This window comes from Cutibacterium sp. LaCa_286 (assembly GCF_057198075.1).
Map to the genome: position 1 here is coordinate 1445534 of NZ_CP191091.1, position 19815 is coordinate 1465348.

A 19815-nucleotide genomic window follows, 5' to 3' on the forward strand; every position below is an offset into this window, starting at 1 on the left:
AAGGTACTGCCATGACGTCTCTGACTCCGCAGCGCATCGACGAGGTCACCGCCTGGATCGACCAGGATCCCGACGAGACCACCCGCGCTGAACTTTCCGCCCAACTCTGCGCCGCCAAGGATGGCGATCCGGACGCCATCGACCGAATCGAGGCGCAGTTCTCTGGACCACTCACCTTTGGCACGGCTGGGCTGCGTGCTGCCCTGGGGCCGGGGCCCGCCCGGATGAATCGTGTCGTCGTGCAGCGCGCCGCGGCCGGTTTCGCCGCCTGGCTGCACGCCAACGGCCACACCAGCGGTTCAGTCGTGGTTGGCTTCGACGCCCGGCACAACTCCGACGTCTTCGCCCGCGACACCGCCGAGATCATGGCTGGTGCCGGGTTCCACGTCCTGCTGGCCGACTCGCCCGTGCCCACCCCGGTGACGGCCTTCGGCATCGGCCACTACGGAGCGGTTGCCGGAGTCATGGTGACGGCCTCGCACAATCCACCTGCCGACAACGGTTACAAGGTGTACCTGGGTGACGGATCACAGATCGTCCCACCCACCGACTCCCAGATTGCCGAGCAGATCGAGGCAGTCTCCACCCGTCCGGTCGGCGACATCGCCCGCGGTGACGACATCGAGCTCGTGGGCGACGATCTCATCGACGCCTACGTCTCACGGGCCGTCGAGCTGGCCGGACCCGTGCCGGACGACGTCACCTGGGTCTACACCGCCATGCACGGAGTGGGCACCCGCGTGGTGCGTCGTCTGGTCGAACAGGCGGGGCTTCCCGAGTTCGTCGGGGTGAGCGAGCAGCTGGAGCCCGACCCGGACTTCCCGACCGTCTCCTTCCCCAACCCGGAGGAGCCCGGAGCCCTGGACCTGGCCCTGGACCGTGCCCGCTGCCAGGATGCCGACGTGGTCATCGCCTCCGACCCGGACGCCGACCGCTGCGCGGTTGCTGCCGTCATCGACGGGCAGTGGCGCATGCTCACCGGCGACGAGCTGGGCACCCTGCTGGGCGACGACGCCCTGCGTCGCGGGGTGGACGGCGTCTACGCCAACTCCATCGTCTCCTCCACCGCCCTGGCCACCCTGGCATCTGCCGCTGGCAAGCAGCACCGCACGACGCTCACCGGCTTCAAGTGGATCGGTCGGGTACCGGGTCTCGCCTTCGGCTACGAGGAGGCCATCGGTTACTGCTGTGACCCGGCCAGGGTGCCCGACAAGGACGGCATCACTGCCCTGGCGAGGATTCTGCGGCTCGTCGGTGAGCTCAAGGCCAACGGGCAGACGATCAACGACCGGCTCGACGAGATCTGGCGTCGGATCGGACTGTTCCGCACCTCCCAGCTCGCAGTGCGCGTCACCGACATGTCGATCATTTCCGATGCGATGGACACGCTGCGCGCCACCCCACCGGCCACCCTGCTCGACGAGCCGGTGAGCGTGCGCGACCTCCTCGACCCGAACAACGACTCCGGGCTGCCGAGGCAGAACGCCATCGAGCTCTCCGGGGAGCAGGTGCACGTCGTGGCTCGTCCTTCGGGAACCGAGCCGAAGCTCAAGGTGTATCTGGAGGTGCGCAGCAGCGACACCGACGATCTCGCCGCCGCCAAGACCAAGCTGGATGAGCAGATGGTCCGCCTGCGTGCCGAGATGTCGGCAGCCCTGGGGCTGCAGTCCTGATCGACGGTATCGACGACGCCGGGGTCCCAAGCAGTCCCCTCACCCTTGGGCCCCCAAGCCTGTGCGGGCTTGTTGGGTGTTCCGCGTTTGACGGCGAACCCTACCCTTGGGCCCCCAAGGGCCTGTGGCCAGCTTCCGTCACGGGGAATCCGCATGTCATGGATCGTCACCGACCCCGACCCTCGACCGTGCCCACGGGGCAGCGGTGACGATGAGAACACGCCCTGCCAGAACCCGATAGGATCCACCTCGTGGCGCGCACCATCATTCTCCTGGCTGGCCCCTCGGGGTCGGGCAAGTCCCGACTCGCCCGTGTCTCCGATCTTCCGCAGTTACGGCTCGACGACTTCTATCGCGACGTCGACTCCCCCGGTCTGCCGCGACGGCACGGCATGATCGACTGGGACGACGTCTCCTCATGGAATGTGGACGCTGCCGTCACGGTTCTGCACAGCCTGGCCACCACTGGGCGAGCACGGGTTCCGAGGTACAACCTGTCCACCTCGCAGGCGGAGGGTACGCACGTCGTCGACGTCACCGGCCACCCGGCGATCGTCGCCGAGGGCATCTTCGCCACCCATCTGCTGCAGCCCTGCCGAGGAGCCGGGCTCACCGTGGTGCCGATCTGGCTGGACCGGCCACGCAACCTCAACTTCGCACGTCGCCTGCTGCGTGACCTCGAGGAGCACCGAAAGCCACCCAAGGTGCTTCTCAGGCGGGGTTGGGCACTGCGCGCAGCCGAGCCGGAGATCCGTGCCCATGCCATCGCTGCAGGTTTTCGGCCCATGAGCATGGCTGGAGCCGCCCGGCTCGTCGGTCGGATCATCACCGACGATGACCGCCCCTGAGACACGACGGCCAGCCCTGAGCCACCTTGTGACCGCACCTCAATGGCACCGGCCCATCAAATGGCACCGGCCCCGTCCACGATTGCAGGCACGACCGACACACCACCGACAGCGGGGACTGGCATGCGACGACAGCAAGGACTGACACTGCCTGCAGAAGGCTCCTGCCAGCCCTGGCGTGCCGCCGTCGTTCCACCTATTTCGTCGTGGCGAGCAGCCCGCTGAGCATCTGGACGACTCGGGAGTCATCGGCCAGGGCCGCCTGCCCCTGCGGAACCAGTCCGAGCAGCGGCACCCCACAGACCTCCTCGAACTCCTCGACGTTGAGTCGGGTGGCAAGGTCGGGATCGTCCGGGTAGATGCCGCCGATGAGCCCCAACACCGTGATGCCACGGTGCTGGGCAGCCTCGACGGTGAGCTCGGCACAGTTGAGCGATCCCAGTCCGGTGGAGGTGACGACGAGGATCGGTGCGCAGAGTTTTGCTGCGAGGTCGGCGATGGTCCACTCCTCGGCGATACGCACCAGCAGTCCGCCGGCTCCCTCGACGAGCACGAGCTCGCCGGGAGCGTCAAGCTCACGAATCTTCCGAGCCGTCTCGTCAAGGTTGAGTTGGGCCATCCCGGCGCGGCGGGCCGAGATGTTGGGTGCCAACGGTTCGGGGTAGCGAGCGAACTCGACGTAGTCGTGCACGACGTCAGCGCCAAGCAGCTTCTGGACGGTCGAGAGGTCGCCACTGCCGGCCGGTTCTCCGGTCTGAGCGGGCTTGCACACGGTGACGCGCACCCCCTGCTCAATGGCGGACCGCGCGACGGATGCCGTCGTGTACGTCTTGCCGACGTCGGTGTTGGTTCCGGTGATGACGACGATGGCCATGAGGTGTCCTTCCTGGGATCCAAGTGTTGTGAGGAGTCGGTTCCGAGGGGCCGTTCCGAACGGAACCCTGATGCGCGTCAACGATGTTCATGGACGAACGATGCTCAGCGCTGGCTCTCAGTCATGACCGCCCGCAGCTCGTGCTGCGGCAGTCATGGCCCCGGTGATGGTGGCGATCTGCTCACTGGTACAGATGTAGGGCGGCATGGCGTAGATGAGCCGCCCGAACGGTCGCAGCCAGACGCCGTGATCGATGGCGGCCTGGGTGGTGGCCTCCATGTCGACGTCGTGGTCCATCTCGATGACTCCGATGGCTCCACGTACCCGCACGTCGGCCACATGGGAAACGTCCTTCACCCCAGCGAGGCCTGTCATGAGCTCGGTCTCGATGCGCGGCACACTCGTGCGCCAGTCACCGTCCTGGATGAGCCCCACCGAGGCGTTGGCGACGGCACATGCCAGTGGGTTGCCCATGAAGGTCGGTCCGTGCATGAGCGCCCCTCCCCCGTCGGGGCTGGAGATGGCAGCGGCCATCTCGTCGGTGGTGAGCACGGCGGAGAGGGTCATGAATCCACCAGTGAGTGCCTTGCCGACACACATGATGTCGGGGGTGACGCCAGCCGCCTGGGTGGCGAAAAGGGTGCCGGTGCGTCCAAATCCGGTGGCGATCTCGTCGGCCAGCAGCACAACACCGTGTCGATCGCAGATCTCCCGCAGTCCCGTGACGAGGCGCGGGTCGTGGACACGCATGCCCCCGGCGCCCTGGACGACCGGCTCGATGACGATGGCGGCGATGGACTCGTCAATGAGACTCTCGAGATGCTCAAGGTAGCGTGAGCACTCGTCGGCAGAGGTCCCGACCACCGGGGGTGCCGGGGCGAAGACCTGTTCGGTGAGCACTCCGGTCCACAGCGAATGCATGCCTCCCTGGGGGTCGCACACACTCATCGCCTGGAATGTGTCACCATGGTAACCCGAGCGCCAAGTGAGCAGTCGACGTCGTTCCGGGTGCCCGATGCCACGTTGGTACTGCAGGGCCATCTTGATGGCCACCTCGACGGCGACCGATCCCGAGTCGGCGAAGAACACCTTGGTGAGGGGGTCGTCGGTGATCTCGACCAGTCGGCTGGCCAGCTCGATGGCCGGACGGTGGGTGAGACCGCCGAACATGACGTGCGGCATCCGATCGATCTGACGGTGCGCGGCAGCAACGAGGGCGGGGTGCCGATGCCCGTGGCAGGCTGCCCACCACGAACTCATGGCGTCAATGAGCTGGGTCGGCTCGGCGGCCGGGTCGTCATGCATCGTGAGATACACGCCCTCGGCGTCATCGACGAGTCGGTGTCGCATGGCGGCCGGCATGGGCCCGTAGGGATGCCAGACGTGATCCTGGTCATACCCGACGAAGTCTTTAACAGTGTTCAATTCACCCACGGAGAAACATGGTAGTACCTTGTCGCTGGCATGGCGACGAGAGGGGTCGAGCTCCGCTGACTGGACGACACGAGTCGATCTGTTCTCACGTCAGGGATGCAGGAAGTCGAGCCCCCACGGACCAGACGACACGGGTCTTCCTATCCCTACGTCAGGAGTACAGGAGGTCGAGCCCACTGACAGGATGGCGCCGGAAGATCGCCTCTCCGCAGGCGACCCGGGAAACCATCAGTACCTGCCACTCCTCCGGCTGGTCGGGACTCTGATCGCGGGTGCCCCCAGACAGCCCAGGGAGTCATCAGTGACCCGCAGCACCTCGCCCGGATCTTGACCGGGTCAGGCCAAGGCCCGCTCAGCCCAGTGCCCCCTCACTCCAGCCATGATCCTCCGTCTTGATCTTCTTCAGTGAGGGGGTGGAGGTGACCCGCAGCACCGAGGGCACACCGATGAGTTTGTTGGTGAGGAAGTCCTCGTAGTCGGCCGGGTCACGCACGAGCACTCGCATGAAGAAATCGGGCCGCCCGAAAACCCGATGGCACTCGACGACCTCCTCCATCTGGCTCACCCGGTCCTCGAAGGCGAGCATTGCCTCCCGATTGCTCGCGTCGAGGTCCACCCAGACGAACACCTCCAGGGAATGACCGAATGCCGCCGGGTCGATGACGGCACGATACCCCCGAATCACCCCGGAGTCCTCGAGATGCTTGACCCGTCGCAGGCACGCCGGTGCGCTCAGGCTGACGTGCCTGGCGAGGTCGGCATTCGACATTCGGCCATCCTTACGTAATTGCAACACTATTTCGCGATCAATCTCGTCCAGTTGCAATTTCTTGCCCATGACGGCATCACACCTTCCGACAACCACGCTGTGTCGTTCCCACAAGAAATTATCGCACCGTGGCGGCACAGGATCGTCCTTGACCAGCCATTTCGGCGGCGATGTACTTGGCTCACTGGCCCCCTCGGCCACCCCACCGTACGCAATGAAAGGCAGAGTTCACCGATGAGCAGCCTTGAGACAATGCACAGTGCCCGCAGGGGCGACTGGGTACAGATCCACGACATCGTGCTCACCCCCGAGCAACGCACCGCCCATCTTCCGCAGGACACGCAGAAGGTCCCGTTCGAGTCGTGGGTGAAGGGATTCCTTGACGAGGAGTCCGCCCACATCGGCGACCGGGTCACCATCACCACGACCTGCGGGCGCACCATCAGCGGAACATTGTTGGCCGTCAACCCTGGTTACGACTACGGATTCGGTGACGCCGCCGTCCCCGAACTACTCGGTATCGGTCCGCAGGCCAGGCACATCATCAAGGAGAAAGACAATGCGTGACATGAGTTACGACGCCGTCATGGCTCGCAACGGCGAAATCATGAAGAAGGCACTCGGCGTTGATTACTCGACGTATGAGTCGGGAAACATCGCCTTCGACTACGAGCGTCTCATGGCGGACACCGGCCTCACCCTGGACGACGTGCGCGCTGCGCAACGTCGGGTGGGGGTGGGCGACACCCCACTGCTCGAGCTGCGCAATCTCACCGCCCTGGCCCGTGCGGTCTCAGGGCCGGGACTTGGCGCCCGCATCCTCGTCAAGGATGAGCAGTGCAATCCATCTGGCTCGTTCAAGGATCGTCGGGCGTCGATGTCGGTGCTCCAGGCCAAGCAGCTTGGTTTCCCCGGCGTCATGTCAGCAACCTCCGGCAACTACGGGGCTGCCGTCGCAAGCCAGGCTGCGATGGCGAATCTGCCATGCATCATCGTGCAGGAATGCTACGACTCCCACAAGGTGGGGCAGCCCGAAATCCTCGAGAAGCAGCGCAAGTGTGAGTCCCTGGGCGCCGAGGTGTTGCAGCTCTCGGTCGGCCCGGAGCTGTTCTACAGCTATCTCAAGGTTCTCGAGGAGACTGGATTCTTCAATGCCTCGCTGTACTCGGCCTTTGGCATCGCCGGTGTGGAGACCCTGGGTCTGGAGATCGTGGAACAGTGCCAGTCCCTCATCGGACGCGCTCCCGACGTCGTGATCGCAACGAACGCAGGCGGAGGAAATCTCACCGGCACCGCACGCGGACTGCGCAAGGCAGGGGCATCAGACACCAAGGTGTATGGCGCATCGGTCGACCTCTCGGGGCTGCACATGGCCTCCGACCACGACTTCAACCTCAAGTCGTTCACCACCGGGCACACCGGGTTCGGTGTGCCCTACGCCACGAATCCCGATCACTCCGACGTACCACGCTCGGCAGCCCGCCCGCTGCGCTACATGGACGGCTACCTGTACGTCAAGCAGGGCGAGGTGTTCTACATGACCGAGTTGCTGGCCCAGCTCGAGGGCATGGAACGCGGGCCGGCTGGCAACACCTCCTTGGCTGCGGCGTTCGCTCTGGCCCAGACGCTCCCCTCTGACCAGGCCATCGTCGTCCAGGAGACGGAGTACACCGGCGCTGGCAAGCATCCGCTCGCTCAGCTGTCGTTCGCCAAGCACAACGGCATCGAGGTCTCACTCGGCGACCCGGAGACCGAGGTGCCCGGACGGACAATCGTCATGCCGGACCACCCGTCCCGCCTCGTCACTCGATGGGCCGACCTGGATCGGCTGCGCCGAAGCTACGTCAAGCAGATGGTGCGACACGTCAAGGCGACCAGCGCCACCGAGGAGGACATCCAGTTCCTCATCGACGAGACCCAGAGCGATCGGAACTTGGTACTGGCCGCCCTGCGCGACAACGGGGTTGAGGTGTGACATGTCCACCGCCCATGCCTCACGCCCAGCGCGGGGTGAGACAGCAGTAAATGCGACTCTCAAGCGCCAGATTGGCCTGTTCCAAGCCACGGTCCTCGTGGTCGGATTGGTGATTGGTTCAGGCGTGTTCTTCAAACCACGCGCAGTTTTTGCTGCCGCACAGACATGAAACCGTCAGCTTCGCATCTGATGACCACACAGTTCAATGCCGTGTGCAGGGTACGCCCCTACTCACGGCAACTGTGCCACCTCAGTTCTTGTTGATCGGCGCCCATTCCGGGCCCGTCTCGGCGAGTTTGGCGTCCAACTTGCGGAAGATCGGGGTGGGCTTGGCCAGGGGGCGCCCCACCTCGATCTCGTCACGCCCCCAGTGGGCCTGCTCGCTGGCGTAGTCACCGCGCAGCACCGGATGGGTGTCGCCACCGTCGTCCACCTCGACCAGCTCGGGCTGGGCAGCCCACACGCCATCCCCACCCAGGGCTTCGAAGACCTTCTGGGCGGAGTGTGGCAGGAACGGCGTGAACATCGTGTTGCAGTCGTTGACCACCTGCAGGGCCACGTGCAGCACGGTGCTGCGACGCTGTGGGTCGTCCTTGAGTTTCCACGGCTCCTGATCGCTGATGTAGGCGTTCGCCAGGCTGACGACACGCATGACCTCGGTGATGGCTGCCTTGAACTTGGCATGCTCCAGCAGGTCGCCCACCGTCTCGAAGGCCTTGAGGGACTCGTCAAGCAGGGCACGGTCGGCGTCGGTGAGTTCCCCGGCAGGCGGGATGGATCCCACGTTCTTGTGGGCCATGGAGATCGAGCGGTTGACGAGGTTGCCCCACTCGTTGGCCAGCTCGAAGTTCACCCGGCGGATGAACTCCTCCCAGGTGAAGTCGGTGTCCTGGTTCTCCGGACCTGCCACAGCAATGAAGTAGCGCAGCGCGTCTGGGCCGAAATCACGCAGGAAGTCTCCGACGAAGATCGTCGCACCGCGCGAGTTGGACACCTTGGAACCACTCATGGTGAGGAACTCGCTGGAAACCACCTCGGTGGGCAGGTTGAGGGTGCCGATCTCGGGCGATGGGGCACCGCCCCTGTCACCCTCGCCATTGATGCCCAGCAGAATGCCGGGCCAGATCACCGAGTGGAAAACGATGTTGTCCTTGCCCATGAAGTAGTACGACAAGGCCTCCGGGTCCTGCCAGAAATCCTTCCACGCCTGTGGGTCACCGGAGAGCCGGGCCCACTCGATGGAGGCTGACAGGTAACCGATGACGGCGTCGAACCACACATAGATGGATTTCATGGGGTTGTCCTGCCAGCCCTCGACCGGCACGCGCACCCCCCAGTCGAGGTCGCGAGTGATGGCGCGTGGACGCAGTTCCTCGAGCAAGTTGTGGGAGAACTTGAGGACATTGGGTCGCCAGTCGGTGCGAGTGTTGATCCACCGGGTGAGCTCCTCGGCCAAGGCGGGAAGGTCGAGGAAGAAATGCTCGGTCTCACGGAACTCGGGGGTCGCCCCAGTGGTCTTGGAGCGCGGTTCGACGAGGTCCGCCGGGTCCAGCTGACGTCCACAGTTGTCACACTGGTCGCCACGGGCGTCGTCATAACCGCAGATCGGGCAGGTGCCTTCGATGTAACGATCCGGCAGGGTACGTCCGGTGGATGGCTCGAAGGCCCCCATCTCCGACTTCTTGACGAGATAGCCGTTCTTGTGGAGGGTCGTGAAGATTTCCTGGGTGACGTGGGCGTGATTGGGCGTCATCGTTGAGGTGTAGAGATCGTACGACAGGCCCAGACCCTGCAGGTCCTCAGCGATGATGTGATGGAACTTCTCGGCGCACTGCTGGGCCGTGAGTCCCATCTGATCGGCCTTGACCGAAATCGCGGTGCCGTGGCAGTCCGAGCCGGAGACCATGAGGACACGGTGACCCGACATTCGCATGAACCTCGCGAAGACGTCAGAGGGAACACCGAATCCTGAAACATGACCGATGTGGCGAGGCCCATTCGCGTAGGGCCAGGCAACGGCGGCAAGAACATTGGCACACATGGGGCCAACTCTATCGGCAATGATGCTGCCGCCACGACATGGCTCACCACCTTGCGTGACAAATATGGTCACTGCTGTCTCTGCCGCCCCATCATGAACCGGGGCCCTGTGGCAGAAGTGTTTGCACCGCCCCGAGCTGCTACGCCACGTGGCACAAACCCGTTCCGCAACCATGATTGCCACAGCCGCGGGGAGCCACGGTCTTGAGGACCGTCAGTCCCCTTGCCGAGGCAGCAGTCACTTCGCGGTTCGGCAACGTCGACTGCCGCAGATCGTGCGAAGTCGACAGGCAGGCACCGATGGTGGGCCACCTCGAGTGACTGCGCAACGACCACGGGATGATGCCGATTGCATCGTCCCGTGGTCGAGGTCAGATCGCCGTCGCCTGACTGAAGACGATCTGCCACTGACCGTCCCCATGCTGCCCGCTGAGACGCCACAAGCTGGCATGAAGTTCTGCACGTGCCCCGGTTCGCGACCTCCATCGCACCAGAGCCACCCCGTCAGCTGGTTCGGTGATGCCCAGGATGTCGATCTGGGTGGTGGTACGAGACTTGATGGAGCGATCCATGGCAATCAGACGCGCCTTGCTGCGAACCTTGCCGTCTGCAGCATGATCGATGAAGTCATCGGACAACAGCTCGGCCATGGCCTGTTGACGGCGAGCTGGGTTGGAGTCGACTAGACGGCTCTGCAGATCTGCCAAGGTACTGACAAGGGCACTGGGGGCATCCAACTCAAAAAGACCGTCCTGGAAGGGCTCGATGGACGGGATATCACCGGCGGAGGCCGAGGTGACGTCACGCGATGACGTGGCTTCGAGCTGAGTCGCCGTGGGGGCAGCTGCCCGGCATGGAGCCTCCTGGTCATCCTCCCCACACACATTGCCGGCAGAGTGGCGTTGTGGGGCGCAGAAAACATTCTGTGTGTCGTCTGCGCCGCCTGCGGCGGTCTCCGCGGCAGGGGCGTGCCCGAATCCAGGGCCATGATCCACCGAGGTTCCGTCGCGATAGGCCGTTGCAGCAGCGCGGGCACGGGAGTCGGCGGCTTCGTTCATGGCATGACCAGCGTGCCCCTTGACCCACTGGAAATGCACCTGCCGGCCTGCGAGCTCGGTATCGAGCTCCTGCAGAATCTCCTTGTTGAGCACGGGTTTGCCGTCAGCCTTGCGCCATCCCTTACGTTTCCATCCCGCCATCCACTTGGTGCAGCAGTTGATGGCGTACTGCGAGTCACACAGAACCGTGAGCTCCTCACCAGCGTCGCGAGTGGCGCGCAGCAGGTCCAGCACCGCGGTGAGCTCCCCCATGTTGTTGGTGCCCTTCGGCCAGCCACCGGCAGCCCAAGTGGCGTCGTCGATGTACCACGCCCACCCAGCAGGGCCAGGATTGTGCAGACTCGACCCGTCAGCTGCTGCAGTGATCAACGACGAACTCCTTCGTATGCCCGCTGTCAGCGGGATTCTCTGTGATGTGGCACCGGTAGTGCCTGAACATGGTGTCACGAATTGGCTCAGACGGCACGCGGCAGCCCAGCCCCGAAAACTCCTACCAGCCATCCGGGAAAGACGCTCACTGCTCAGACGGCCGTGATCCACGGTCTCGTGCCCGCAGAGTCGATCGAGACGATGCACGTCGTGTGGTGTGGGACGCGACCCAGCAGAGTCCTGCCCGGTGCGGCCGATTCATGCGTGGAATCGTCAGTTGTCTCCGACCTGCAGCACGTCTCCGTCCTCGAAAAAACACAAGCGAACAACTCGAGCCAAGCGATCCTGCGGATGTATCACGACCCTCCATCGCCGCAGCCTCAGTGGGATCGCAGAAGGCGCAGCAGGAAAGACATATGGGGTGGCATCAGAGGTTGGCGGCGGAGCGATCACCCCGCCGCCAACTCATCAGATCAGGTACTGGCTCACACTGCTTCTGGCCTCGTCTGACTGTCTCGGGCCGAACTCAGTTCTCGTGACTCTTGCGCTGCGACTTTCTCTTGGAGCTCTTGCGCCCGCCCGAGGTACGACGGCCTCGTGCGGAGCGTTCACCACCGTCTGCCGGGGCCTGGGAGTTCACGGGCTTGTCGTGTCGAACGTATCCACGACCGCCACAGGAGGAGCACTCCTCGGTGAAGGCCTCGGCCAAGCCGGTCCCGATCTTCTTGCGCGTCATCTGCACCAAGCCCAGGGATGTCACCTCGGACACCTGATGGCGGGTGCGATCGCGTCCCAAGCACTCGATGAGACGGCGCACCAACAGCTCACGGTTGGCGGGCAGCACCATGTCGATGAAGTCGATGACGATGATTCCGCCGATGTCGCGTAGCCGCAGCTGACGCACGATCTCCTCGGCTGCCTCCAGGTTGTTCGCCGTCACGGTGGCCTCCAGGTTGCCCGCCGATCCGGTGAACTTGCCAGTGTTGACGTCGATGACGGTCATGGCCTCGGTGCGGTCGATGACCAGCGAACCACCGGATGGCAGGAAGACCTTCCGCTCCAGGCCCTTGGCCACCTGCTCATCGATCCGGTACTTCTGGAACAGGTCCCCCTGGGACTGGGTGTCCCACTTGGTCAGACGCTTCTCAAGGGATGGGGCCACGTGGTCCACGTACGCCTTGATCGTCTCGTAGGCATCGTCGGAACCGCCATTTCCGGCAACGATGAGTTCGGAGAAGTCCTCGTTGAACAGGTCGCGGATGATGCGCACCGTGAGATCCGGCTCACTGTAGAGCATCTGCGGTGCATGACTGGTGCCCGCCTTGCGCTCGATGACCTCCCACTGGGCCTTGAGCCGGTTGATGTCGCGGGTGAGGTCTTCCTCGCTGACACCTTCAGCGGCAGTACGCACGATCACCGATGCCTCGGAGGGCATCGTCGCATCAACGATCTTGCGCAGTCTCTTTCGTTCGGAGTCGAACAGCTTTCGGCTGATGCCCGAGAGCTTGCCGTCCGGAGAGTAGACGACGTAACGACCCGGCAACGAGATGTGACTGGTCAGCCGAGCTCCCTTGGCCCCGACCGGGTCCTTGGTCACCTGCACCAAGATCGGGTCGCCCGTCTTGAGCACCTGTTCGATGCGGTGCTCCTTGCCCACCTCGCCGTATTTCTCCCACTCGATCTCACCGGCGTAGATGACGGCATTGCGGCGCCGTCCAATGTCGACGAAGGCAGCCTCCATCGACGGCAGGACGCTTTGCACCTTGCCGAGGTAGACGTTGCCGATGGCCGAGGTGGCCGAGGCCCGATCGACGTAGTGCTCCACGAGCACCCCGTCCTCGAGCACGGCAAGCTGGGAGTACTCCTCGGACTGGCGGATGACCATCTTGCGGTCCACGGACTCCCGACGAGCGAGGAACTCGGCCTCGGTGAGCACGACATTGCGACGCCGTCCGGCGGCACGTCCCTCCCGGCGACGTTGTTTCTTGGCCTCCACCCGGGTGGATCCCTCGATGCCGGAGACCTCGTCGGAGGCGGATCGACGCGAACGAGGCTCGCGCACCTTGATGACGACATTGTTCGGATCGTCGTCGGAGCCACTGGTGTCCTCACCGCGACGACGGCGACGACGCCGTCTGCGAGTCGAGCCGCCCTCGTGATCGGAATGATCCGCGTCGTTGGACTTGGTCGACTCGCTGCTGGATTTCTCAGATCCATCGTCAGACGAGCGGTTCTCCTCATTGTCCTTGTCCGACGAGGAGTTGTCAGCGCCGCTCTCCGCCTCGGCGGGATGCCGACGACGTCCGCCGCGGCGCCGGCGACGGCGTGTCGTCCCCTCACCAGACTCAGTAGTCTGGCTGGAATCCTCTGTGGAGGACGTCATCTTTCCAGTGCTCTGATGTTCCGCGGCAGCAGAATCCTCATGATCCTCAGCGTCATGGGCGTCCGACCGGCGATCGGCCTTGCGAACACGTTCAGTACCACGGGAGGAATCAGTACCGCGCGACGAGGAGGACGGGCGGGCAGCTCGGCGACGAGTGGTCCGGCGAGCCGATCCGTCTTCGCCCTCGCCGCCGATCTCGGCAGCCAGGTTGTCGAGGATGTCGCTGGTGGAGCGCTGCTCCGCGTCTACTCCCTGCTCAGCCGTCTTGCGGGACTGGGCCTGCTCCTCGGCCTTGGTCAGGGCAGCGTCAATGTCGGCGAAATCCGATTCTGCCTTCGGCTCAGAGACGCGTCGGTTCGCGGAACGACGGCGACGGGTACGGCGAGCTGGCGTGGACTCCTCGGACGTGGTTCGCCGGGAATCGGTGGAGCTCGAGGTGTCGGGGCTGGACTCGGGCGCACCGGAATCAGTCTCCTCGACTGCAGTGTCCTTGTTTCGCGCTCGCGTACTGGTCTTCTCGTGCGCAGCCGAGGCGGAACGCGAAGCGCGGCGTCCAGCAGGCGGACGCGGCAAGTCGTCTGCCTCGGTGGCCGGGGTGGTCTCACTGCCCGTCCCGGTGGTGACGTGTTTCTCAGCGTCGGCTGATCCGGTCTGTTCGGGAGTAGCGACGTCATCCTGGGGGCTGGCCGTCGTCATGGCGCGGGAACCAGTACCACGGCTCCTCGACCTCGATGTGGAGTGGCGTCGAGCACGACGGGTCGGGGCAGATCTTTCGGTCTCGCTGGTGCTGGACTCGTCGGAGGTGGCACTGGTGGATTCGGATTGCTCGCCACCAAGCTCACCATCAGGGAGGTCATCAGCAGTGGAGTCACCCGAACCTGACTCATGGTCGCTCACAGGCTGGACAGGGAGCTGCTCCTGAGCCTCGGCAGGCGCTGAAACTGCAGGCTGGAAGTCTTTCACCGTGGCATTCGCATCCTCTTTCGAGGCCTGCTCAGCGGCTGCAGCCGACCGGGTGGAACGACGTCGTCCGGCCGGGGGACGAGGAAGATCAACGGTCTCGGCGGCCGACGTCACCACGGCACCGCCGGAACCAGCGGCAGTCGTGACTGGCACCGAGGCGCTCGACTCTCCAGCACTCGACTCCGCAGGGGCGCCCGCTGCTCGGGTGGCAGCACGGTGACGGCGAGTCGCTGACTTCTCGGGAACCGTGCCTGTGTTGTGCAATTCAGTCGTCGATTCCGACTGTGCAGGCCCGGAAGCGGTCATGGAATTTTCGTCATTGAGCATGCGTGCTCTCCTCTGCCTTTCGGCATGATCGTGTGCACCACGCCCATAACGTCGCGTCAATGACAGTGCGGATGGGCGGAGATGCAAAAGCTGTCGGTGGATCCGGACGACCGCTATCTCCCGCGGTCGCAGCACGCGTCGCGGTAAAGACCACGGTCCCGGATGGGGCGGTGCCCCGTCACCTGCGGCCAAGTATGCCACAGAGAACCACTGACGGCCATGCCACGCATCACTTCAGCAGTTGTTCGGGTGGCAAGAAGAACCCACCTTGTGGCAAATGTGCAACGTCAGCCTCCCCGTGCAACAGAGCTGGTGCAGAACATCGTGTGCAACACGATTACCACGGGTTCTGGATCGTTGTCGCCCAGAATCGAAGACATGGCATTCTTGTCGGTAGGGACCACCGCCCTTGTTGGTAGGCGTCATAGCCCAAGACGACAGCGAAGGTCGAAACATTCAGCTCACAATGACAACTCGCACCGGCACCGCCTGGGCGCGGAATCTGGCTGGATCCACGAGGCATGGCGCGGTTCACCGATAGCCGCATGATTGCCACACCTTGAGCGGGATTCCCCCTGAAACATGGGCTATTGCCGGGCCATCGGCAACCACTACCCCACCCCATGGGATTCCCCTGAGTGACGGGCCACTGAAAGCCACACCGATTCCACCGGCCCCACCCACTCAAGCCAGTACTGCCCTTACCGCGTGACTCGAACGTGGCTGGTGCGGACTTGGCCATGGCGATCGTGGCTGCGGACACTCTCCGTGCCATGAGATGTGGCACCAGTCCATCTTCGGCACACAATTACCACACGTCGGGTCAGACTGGCTTCGACATCGGTCAACGACTCTCAGCCCCGGCGCCCTCCAGCTGACGAACACCTTCGGGGTCCTTTGCGCCAAGTGAGACAGCCCTTCGCCAAACCGCACCGGGTACGAAGTGCCAGAAATCGCCGTGGCGATCATGGTTGAGAACATCCGTTGTGACACGACACGTTGCACGAATGAGTCCCTGCAACCCATTCACCACACTCGCGAGTGGGATCAAACCTGGGTCGAGCCTGAGAACCGAGCCGTGATGGGTATGGCTTCAGGCGTGGCAACTCTGGGCAGGCGAGTCCTGGCTGGTGGTGTGCGGCGACTGCTGTGGACGGTGAGTGTGCAGCGACTGTGGTAGGCGGTGATGACTTCAGCCGTGGCAACCTCGGTCGGGCAAATCAGTCATGCCACCTTCTGTGGCACTGCCCGGCCTTTGACGCACGATCACCACAGCCGCGCTCCCCCTATGTTTCCCGACTCACCCGTCATGTTTCCCGACGCCTTCGCCACCCTGAGCTGGCCTCGAATCGAATCCTGACCCCGACCCAGATCTCTGTGATCACCACACTTGAACGGCTCGCCCATCGAAGGCGTCAATCAGCGCAGTCTTCAACCCTCGTTCGTCCGCCGTGCCGTCCTCGAGCAGCCCGACGCGTCCCTGATACAACCGTGTGAACAGACACTCCTGACGATCAAAACCGTCGATCTGCGATTCCAGCGCTCCCATGACGTCATCGGGGCGCACCAACGGAGTTTGGTGACGGATCATCATCCGCACCAGATCGCCATCAGCGCCCAGCCCGATGAGTGCGCCACGCACATCGAAATCGCGCAACCCAGACTTCGTCATACGTTGCACCACCCAGGTGGGGGAGGCCAGCAATGCGTCCACAGCAGACGACACAGCAGCGGGATCGGTGCTGTGTGGCACATGCACAGTCCACGCAGAGGCCGTGAGCACCTCGGTCCATGCCACTCGATCCGACTCGACGACTTCCAGCACCTCCATGCCCGTGGGCATCTCAGCATTGAGAGCGTCCTTCACCTTTTCCGGGTCACACACCTCCCACAGCGCAATCTCCAGGTACTCCGCCTCGCTGGCTGCTCCGGTCGGGGACGCATTGGCATAGGAAATACGTGGGTGCGGATTGAATCCGGATGACAGCGCCATGGGAATACGAGCTCGTAGCAGCACTCGCTCGAAGGACCGGGCAAAATCCCGATGGCTCATGAACCGTGCCACGGATCGCTTGGCATACCGTAATCGCATCCGCTGAACCGGTGGGGCAAGCTGCTCGGGTTGACGTTGATTCCTGTGAGCCATGATGGGGCCTTTCAAAACGGATCGGTAAAAATGCGGGTGGAGGAAACTCTGCAGGGCTGCGAAACCCAAGGCTCTCATGCTCTCGCAGAAGGCACCGTGACAGAGCAAGGGGACGCCGGGCAGACAAACGCTGGACTGGCGCTGTGTGAAAGCTGATCAGGGCCGCCCGTGGGATTTCCCAGCGAAAACCCCGTCGACCGAGTCTCGCCACGAGAAGATTCCTAGGACCGGCGCGGTGTCGGTGCCGCACAGCAGCTTTGCACAACGCGCTGCACCACTGGCTCGGTATTCGCTGCCCAGCGGTCAGGTGCCACCATTCCGCCCGAATCGCCAGCTGGTCTCGTCCTGTATTGCCGAATCCGCCCTCGGCACGAGGAGTCGCCAAGACACGCCGTGCAGACCCGGGCCTGTGGGGTGGCCCGCACCACGACAGACGAGCCCAACCCGGACCCACACCTGCGGCAAGTCACCCTGGGAAACGTCACGACACTGATCGACTCGCGACTCCGTGACGAGGACCCTCGCGCCAAGGCTGTGGAGGTGGTGCCGGTGGTTTTGACCCGCACCACGACAGATGAGCTCGACCCGACCCCGCCACACTCCCCGAGAGAAACCACAACAACGAACCCGACCCGGACACGCCACACCTGCGGCAAGCCGCCCCAAGGGACATCATGACGTTGATGGGCCACAGTCCTGTGACAGAAACTCTCGCACCAGCCACCCGGACCCGACCGGCAGAGATTGACCGGTTTCGCGAGCAGACTCGCCTCAGCCGTCACGCCAGGTTCGTCGGCGTCACCGACAATGGCAGGAGGGAACGTCCGGACGGACCGATCTGGATCTCGGTGTCCATCTGTGGGCAGACTCCGCAGTCGTAGCACGGTGACCACCGGCAGTCATCCACACCGACCTCGTCAAGAGCATCCTGCCAGTCGTCCCACAACCAGTCCCGATCCAGCCCGGCGTCGAGGTGATCCCAGGGAAGCACCTCCTCGTAGTCACGTTCCCGGGTGGTGTACCAGTCCAGCGACACCCCCAGGGGTTCCAGTTCGCGTTGACAACACTCCACCCACCGCTCGTAGGAGAAGTGCTCGTTCCACCCGTCGAAGATGCCACCGTCTCGCCACACCGCTTCGATGACGCGTCCCACCCGGCGGTCCCCGCGTGAGAGCAGTCCCTCGATCATCCCCGGACGTCCGTCGTGATATCGCATGCCGATGGAGCGACCAAAGCGTCGGTCGGAGCGAATGGTCTCCTTGAGCAGTGCCAGACGTTCGTCGATGACCTCGGCAGGGGCCTGGGTCGCCCACTGGAACGGGGTGTGCGGTTTGGGGATGAACCCGCCGATGCTGATCGTGCACCGGATGTCCTTGCGTCCCGAGGCCTTGCGACCGGCCTCGATGACGTGCACGGCCATGTCCTTGATCCCCAGGACGTCCTCATCGGTCTCGGTGGGCAGCCCACACATGAAGTACAGCTTCACCTGACGCCATCCGTGGCCGAAGGCCGTGGCCACGGTGTCGATGAGGTCCTGCTCGGTGACCTGCTTGTTGATGACCCTGCGCATCCGTTCCGAGCCGCCCTCGGGAGCGAAGGTGAGCCCGGATCGGCGTCCGTTGCGCGAGAGTTCGTTGGCCAGGTCGATGTTGAAGGCGTCGACGCGGGTGCTCGGCAGTGACAGCGAGATGTTCGTGCCCTCGTAACGGTCGGCGAGCTGTTCGGTGATCTCGGTGATCTCGGAGTGGTCCGCGCTGGACAGGCTGAGCAGGCCGACCTCGTCGAATCCGGTCTCGGCCAGTCCACAGGCCACCATGGAGCCGATCGTGTCGATCGAGCGTTCCCGTACCGGACGGGTGATCATGCCTGCCTGGCAGAATCGGCATCCCCGACTGCATCCCCGAAAGATCTCAGCGGAGTACCGTTCGTGGACGGTCTCGGCGGTGGAGACGATGGGGTGTTTGGGGTACGGCCACTCGTCGAGGTCCATCACCGTGTGCTTGCTCACCATGAACGGCGCCTCGGGGCGATTGGGGGTGACGCGGCGAATCGGGCCGTCCGGCAGGTACTCGACGTCGTAGAACGACGGCACGTACACCCCGGCGTCAGCGGCCAACCGGGCAAGGATCTCGTCCCGGCCGCCCGGACAGCCCTCGTCCTTCCAGTCACGGATGACTTCGCTGATGGTGACGAGGGCCTCCTCGCCATCGCCCAGAATCGCACCGTCGATGAAGTCGGCCAGGGGCTCGGGGTTGAACGAGGCATGACCCCCGATGAGGACGAGCGGGTCGGCCATGGTGCGATCCGCCTGGTGCACCGGGATCTGGGCCAGGTCCAAGGCGTTGAGCACGTTGGTGTAGCACAGCTCCGTCGACAGTGACATTCCCACGACGTCGAAGGCTCGTAGTGGCCGGTGACCGTCCAGGGTGAACGCCGGGACGTCGCTGGCGCGCATGAGGTCGGCGAGATCCGGCCAGACGGAGAAGGCGCGTTCGGCCAGGATCCAGTCATGCTCGTTGAGCACCTCGTAGAGGATCGCCAGCCCCTGGTTGGGCTGGCCCACCTCGTAGGCGTCGGGGTACATGAGGGTCCACCGCACCTGGGCGGACTCCCACGGCTTGACGATGCTGTTCTTCTCCCCACCCACGTACTGGATGGGTTTGCTGACACGAGCCAGCAATGGCTCGAGCGTGGGCAGCAGGTCAGGGGCGGAGTCGATGTTCACCCGCACATGGTAGGCGGGGGAACTGTTCCCGATCACATGCCCACGTGTGACTTGGCCGAGCGCGAAATCCATGCCGGCCGCGCCGGGATCCGGGAGCAGAACCAGGACGAGCTCCACCCGAGTTGGTCACACCAGGAATGGTGGAGCCGAGCGATGTCTCCTCATCCATAACAGCTCAGGGCAACCACGCAGACAGGGCAGCCATGCAGGGGCGTCGGGAGTCGATCGAGT

Annotated in this window: 11 protein-coding genes and 1 pseudogene; 4 read left to right on the top strand and 8 right to left on the bottom strand. The window is 64.1% G+C overall.

The features are described 5' to 3' along the window. The first annotated feature begins 11 nt into the window (after positions 1-11). Together ACP8JZ_RS06275 and ACP8JZ_RS06280 are read left to right on the top strand one after the other, a co-directional pair. Positions 12-1673, top strand: coding sequence for a phospho-sugar mutase (locus tag ACP8JZ_RS06275; RefSeq protein ID WP_484482265.1), 1662 nt, complete (start codon positions 12-14; stop codon positions 1671-1673). 251 nt (positions 1674-1924) lie between these two features. Next, complete coding sequence (locus ACP8JZ_RS06280; protein ID WP_484482266.1) at positions 1925-2521, top strand: uridine kinase family protein; 597 nt, start codon at positions 1925-1927, stop codon at positions 2519-2521. Between the two features lie 196 nt (positions 2522-2717). Here the strand turns inward: ACP8JZ_RS06280 and bioD are convergent, their stop codons facing one another. The 3 genes from bioD to ACP8JZ_RS06295 form a co-directional block, all read right to left on the bottom strand. After that, complete coding sequence (gene bioD / locus ACP8JZ_RS06285) at positions 2718-3395, bottom strand: dethiobiotin synthase (RefSeq protein WP_023034166.1); 678 nt, start codon at positions 3393-3395, stop codon at positions 2718-2720. A 117-nt stretch (positions 3396-3512) separates the two neighbouring features. Next, positions 3513-4829, bottom strand: coding sequence for an adenosylmethionine--8-amino-7-oxononanoate transaminase (locus ACP8JZ_RS06290; protein ID WP_484482267.1), 1317 nt, complete (start codon positions 4827-4829; stop codon positions 3513-3515). A gap of 352 nt (positions 4830-5181) precedes the next feature. Beyond that, positions 5182-5667 (bottom strand): Lrp/AsnC family transcriptional regulator, encoded by a 486-nt coding sequence (locus tag ACP8JZ_RS06295; RefSeq protein ID WP_306516791.1) that lies wholly within the window; start codon positions 5665-5667, stop codon positions 5182-5184. A gap of 165 nt (positions 5668-5832) precedes the next feature. On the opposite strand from ACP8JZ_RS06295, the gene ortA reads away from it, so the two are divergent. Together ortA and ortB are read left to right on the top strand one after the other, a co-directional pair. Then, positions 5833-6165, top strand: a complete 333-nt coding sequence (gene ortA / locus ACP8JZ_RS06300) for a 2-amino-4-oxopentanoate thiolase subunit OrtA (RefSeq protein WP_323461820.1) — start codon at positions 5833-5835, stop codon at positions 6163-6165. Continuing rightward, complete coding sequence (ortB, locus tag ACP8JZ_RS06305; RefSeq protein ID WP_484482268.1) at positions 6158-7573, top strand: 2-amino-4-oxopentanoate thiolase subunit OrtB; 1416 nt, start codon at positions 6158-6160, stop codon at positions 7571-7573. Before ortA ends, ortB begins: the two co-directional genes overlap by 8 nt. Positions 7574-7823: 250 nt before the next feature. On the opposite strand, the gene metG is transcribed toward ortB, so the two are convergent. The 5 genes and pseudogenes from metG to ACP8JZ_RS06330 form a co-directional block, all read right to left on the bottom strand. Then, positions 7824-9614: a methionine--tRNA ligase gene (gene metG, locus ACP8JZ_RS06310; protein WP_484482269.1), complete on the bottom strand. Its 1791-nt coding sequence runs from the start codon at positions 9612-9614 to the stop codon at positions 7824-7826. 966 nt (positions 9615-10580) lie between these two features. Next, a pseudogene (locus tag ACP8JZ_RS06315) lies at positions 10581-11040 on the bottom strand (ribonuclease H family protein); the annotation flags it as partial. Between the two features lie 526 nt (positions 11041-11566). Beyond that, positions 11567-14119 carry an Rne/Rng family ribonuclease gene (locus ACP8JZ_RS06320; RefSeq protein WP_484482817.1) on the bottom strand — a complete coding sequence of 851 codons (2553 nt, stop codon included), beginning with the start codon at positions 14117-14119 and terminating at the stop codon, positions 11567-11569. Between the two features lie 1975 nt (positions 14120-16094). Then, positions 16095-16859 (bottom strand): TIGR03936 family radical SAM-associated protein, encoded by a 765-nt coding sequence (locus ACP8JZ_RS06325; protein ID WP_023034175.1) that lies wholly within the window; start codon positions 16857-16859, stop codon positions 16095-16097. 778 nt (positions 16860-17637) lie between these two features. Then, the gene (locus ACP8JZ_RS06330) at positions 17638-19584 is read right to left on the bottom strand and encodes a TIGR03960 family B12-binding radical SAM protein (protein ID WP_484482271.1); all 1947 of its coding nucleotides are present in this window, start codon (positions 19582-19584) and stop codon (positions 17638-17640) included. Positions 19585-19815: the final 231 nt, after the last annotated feature.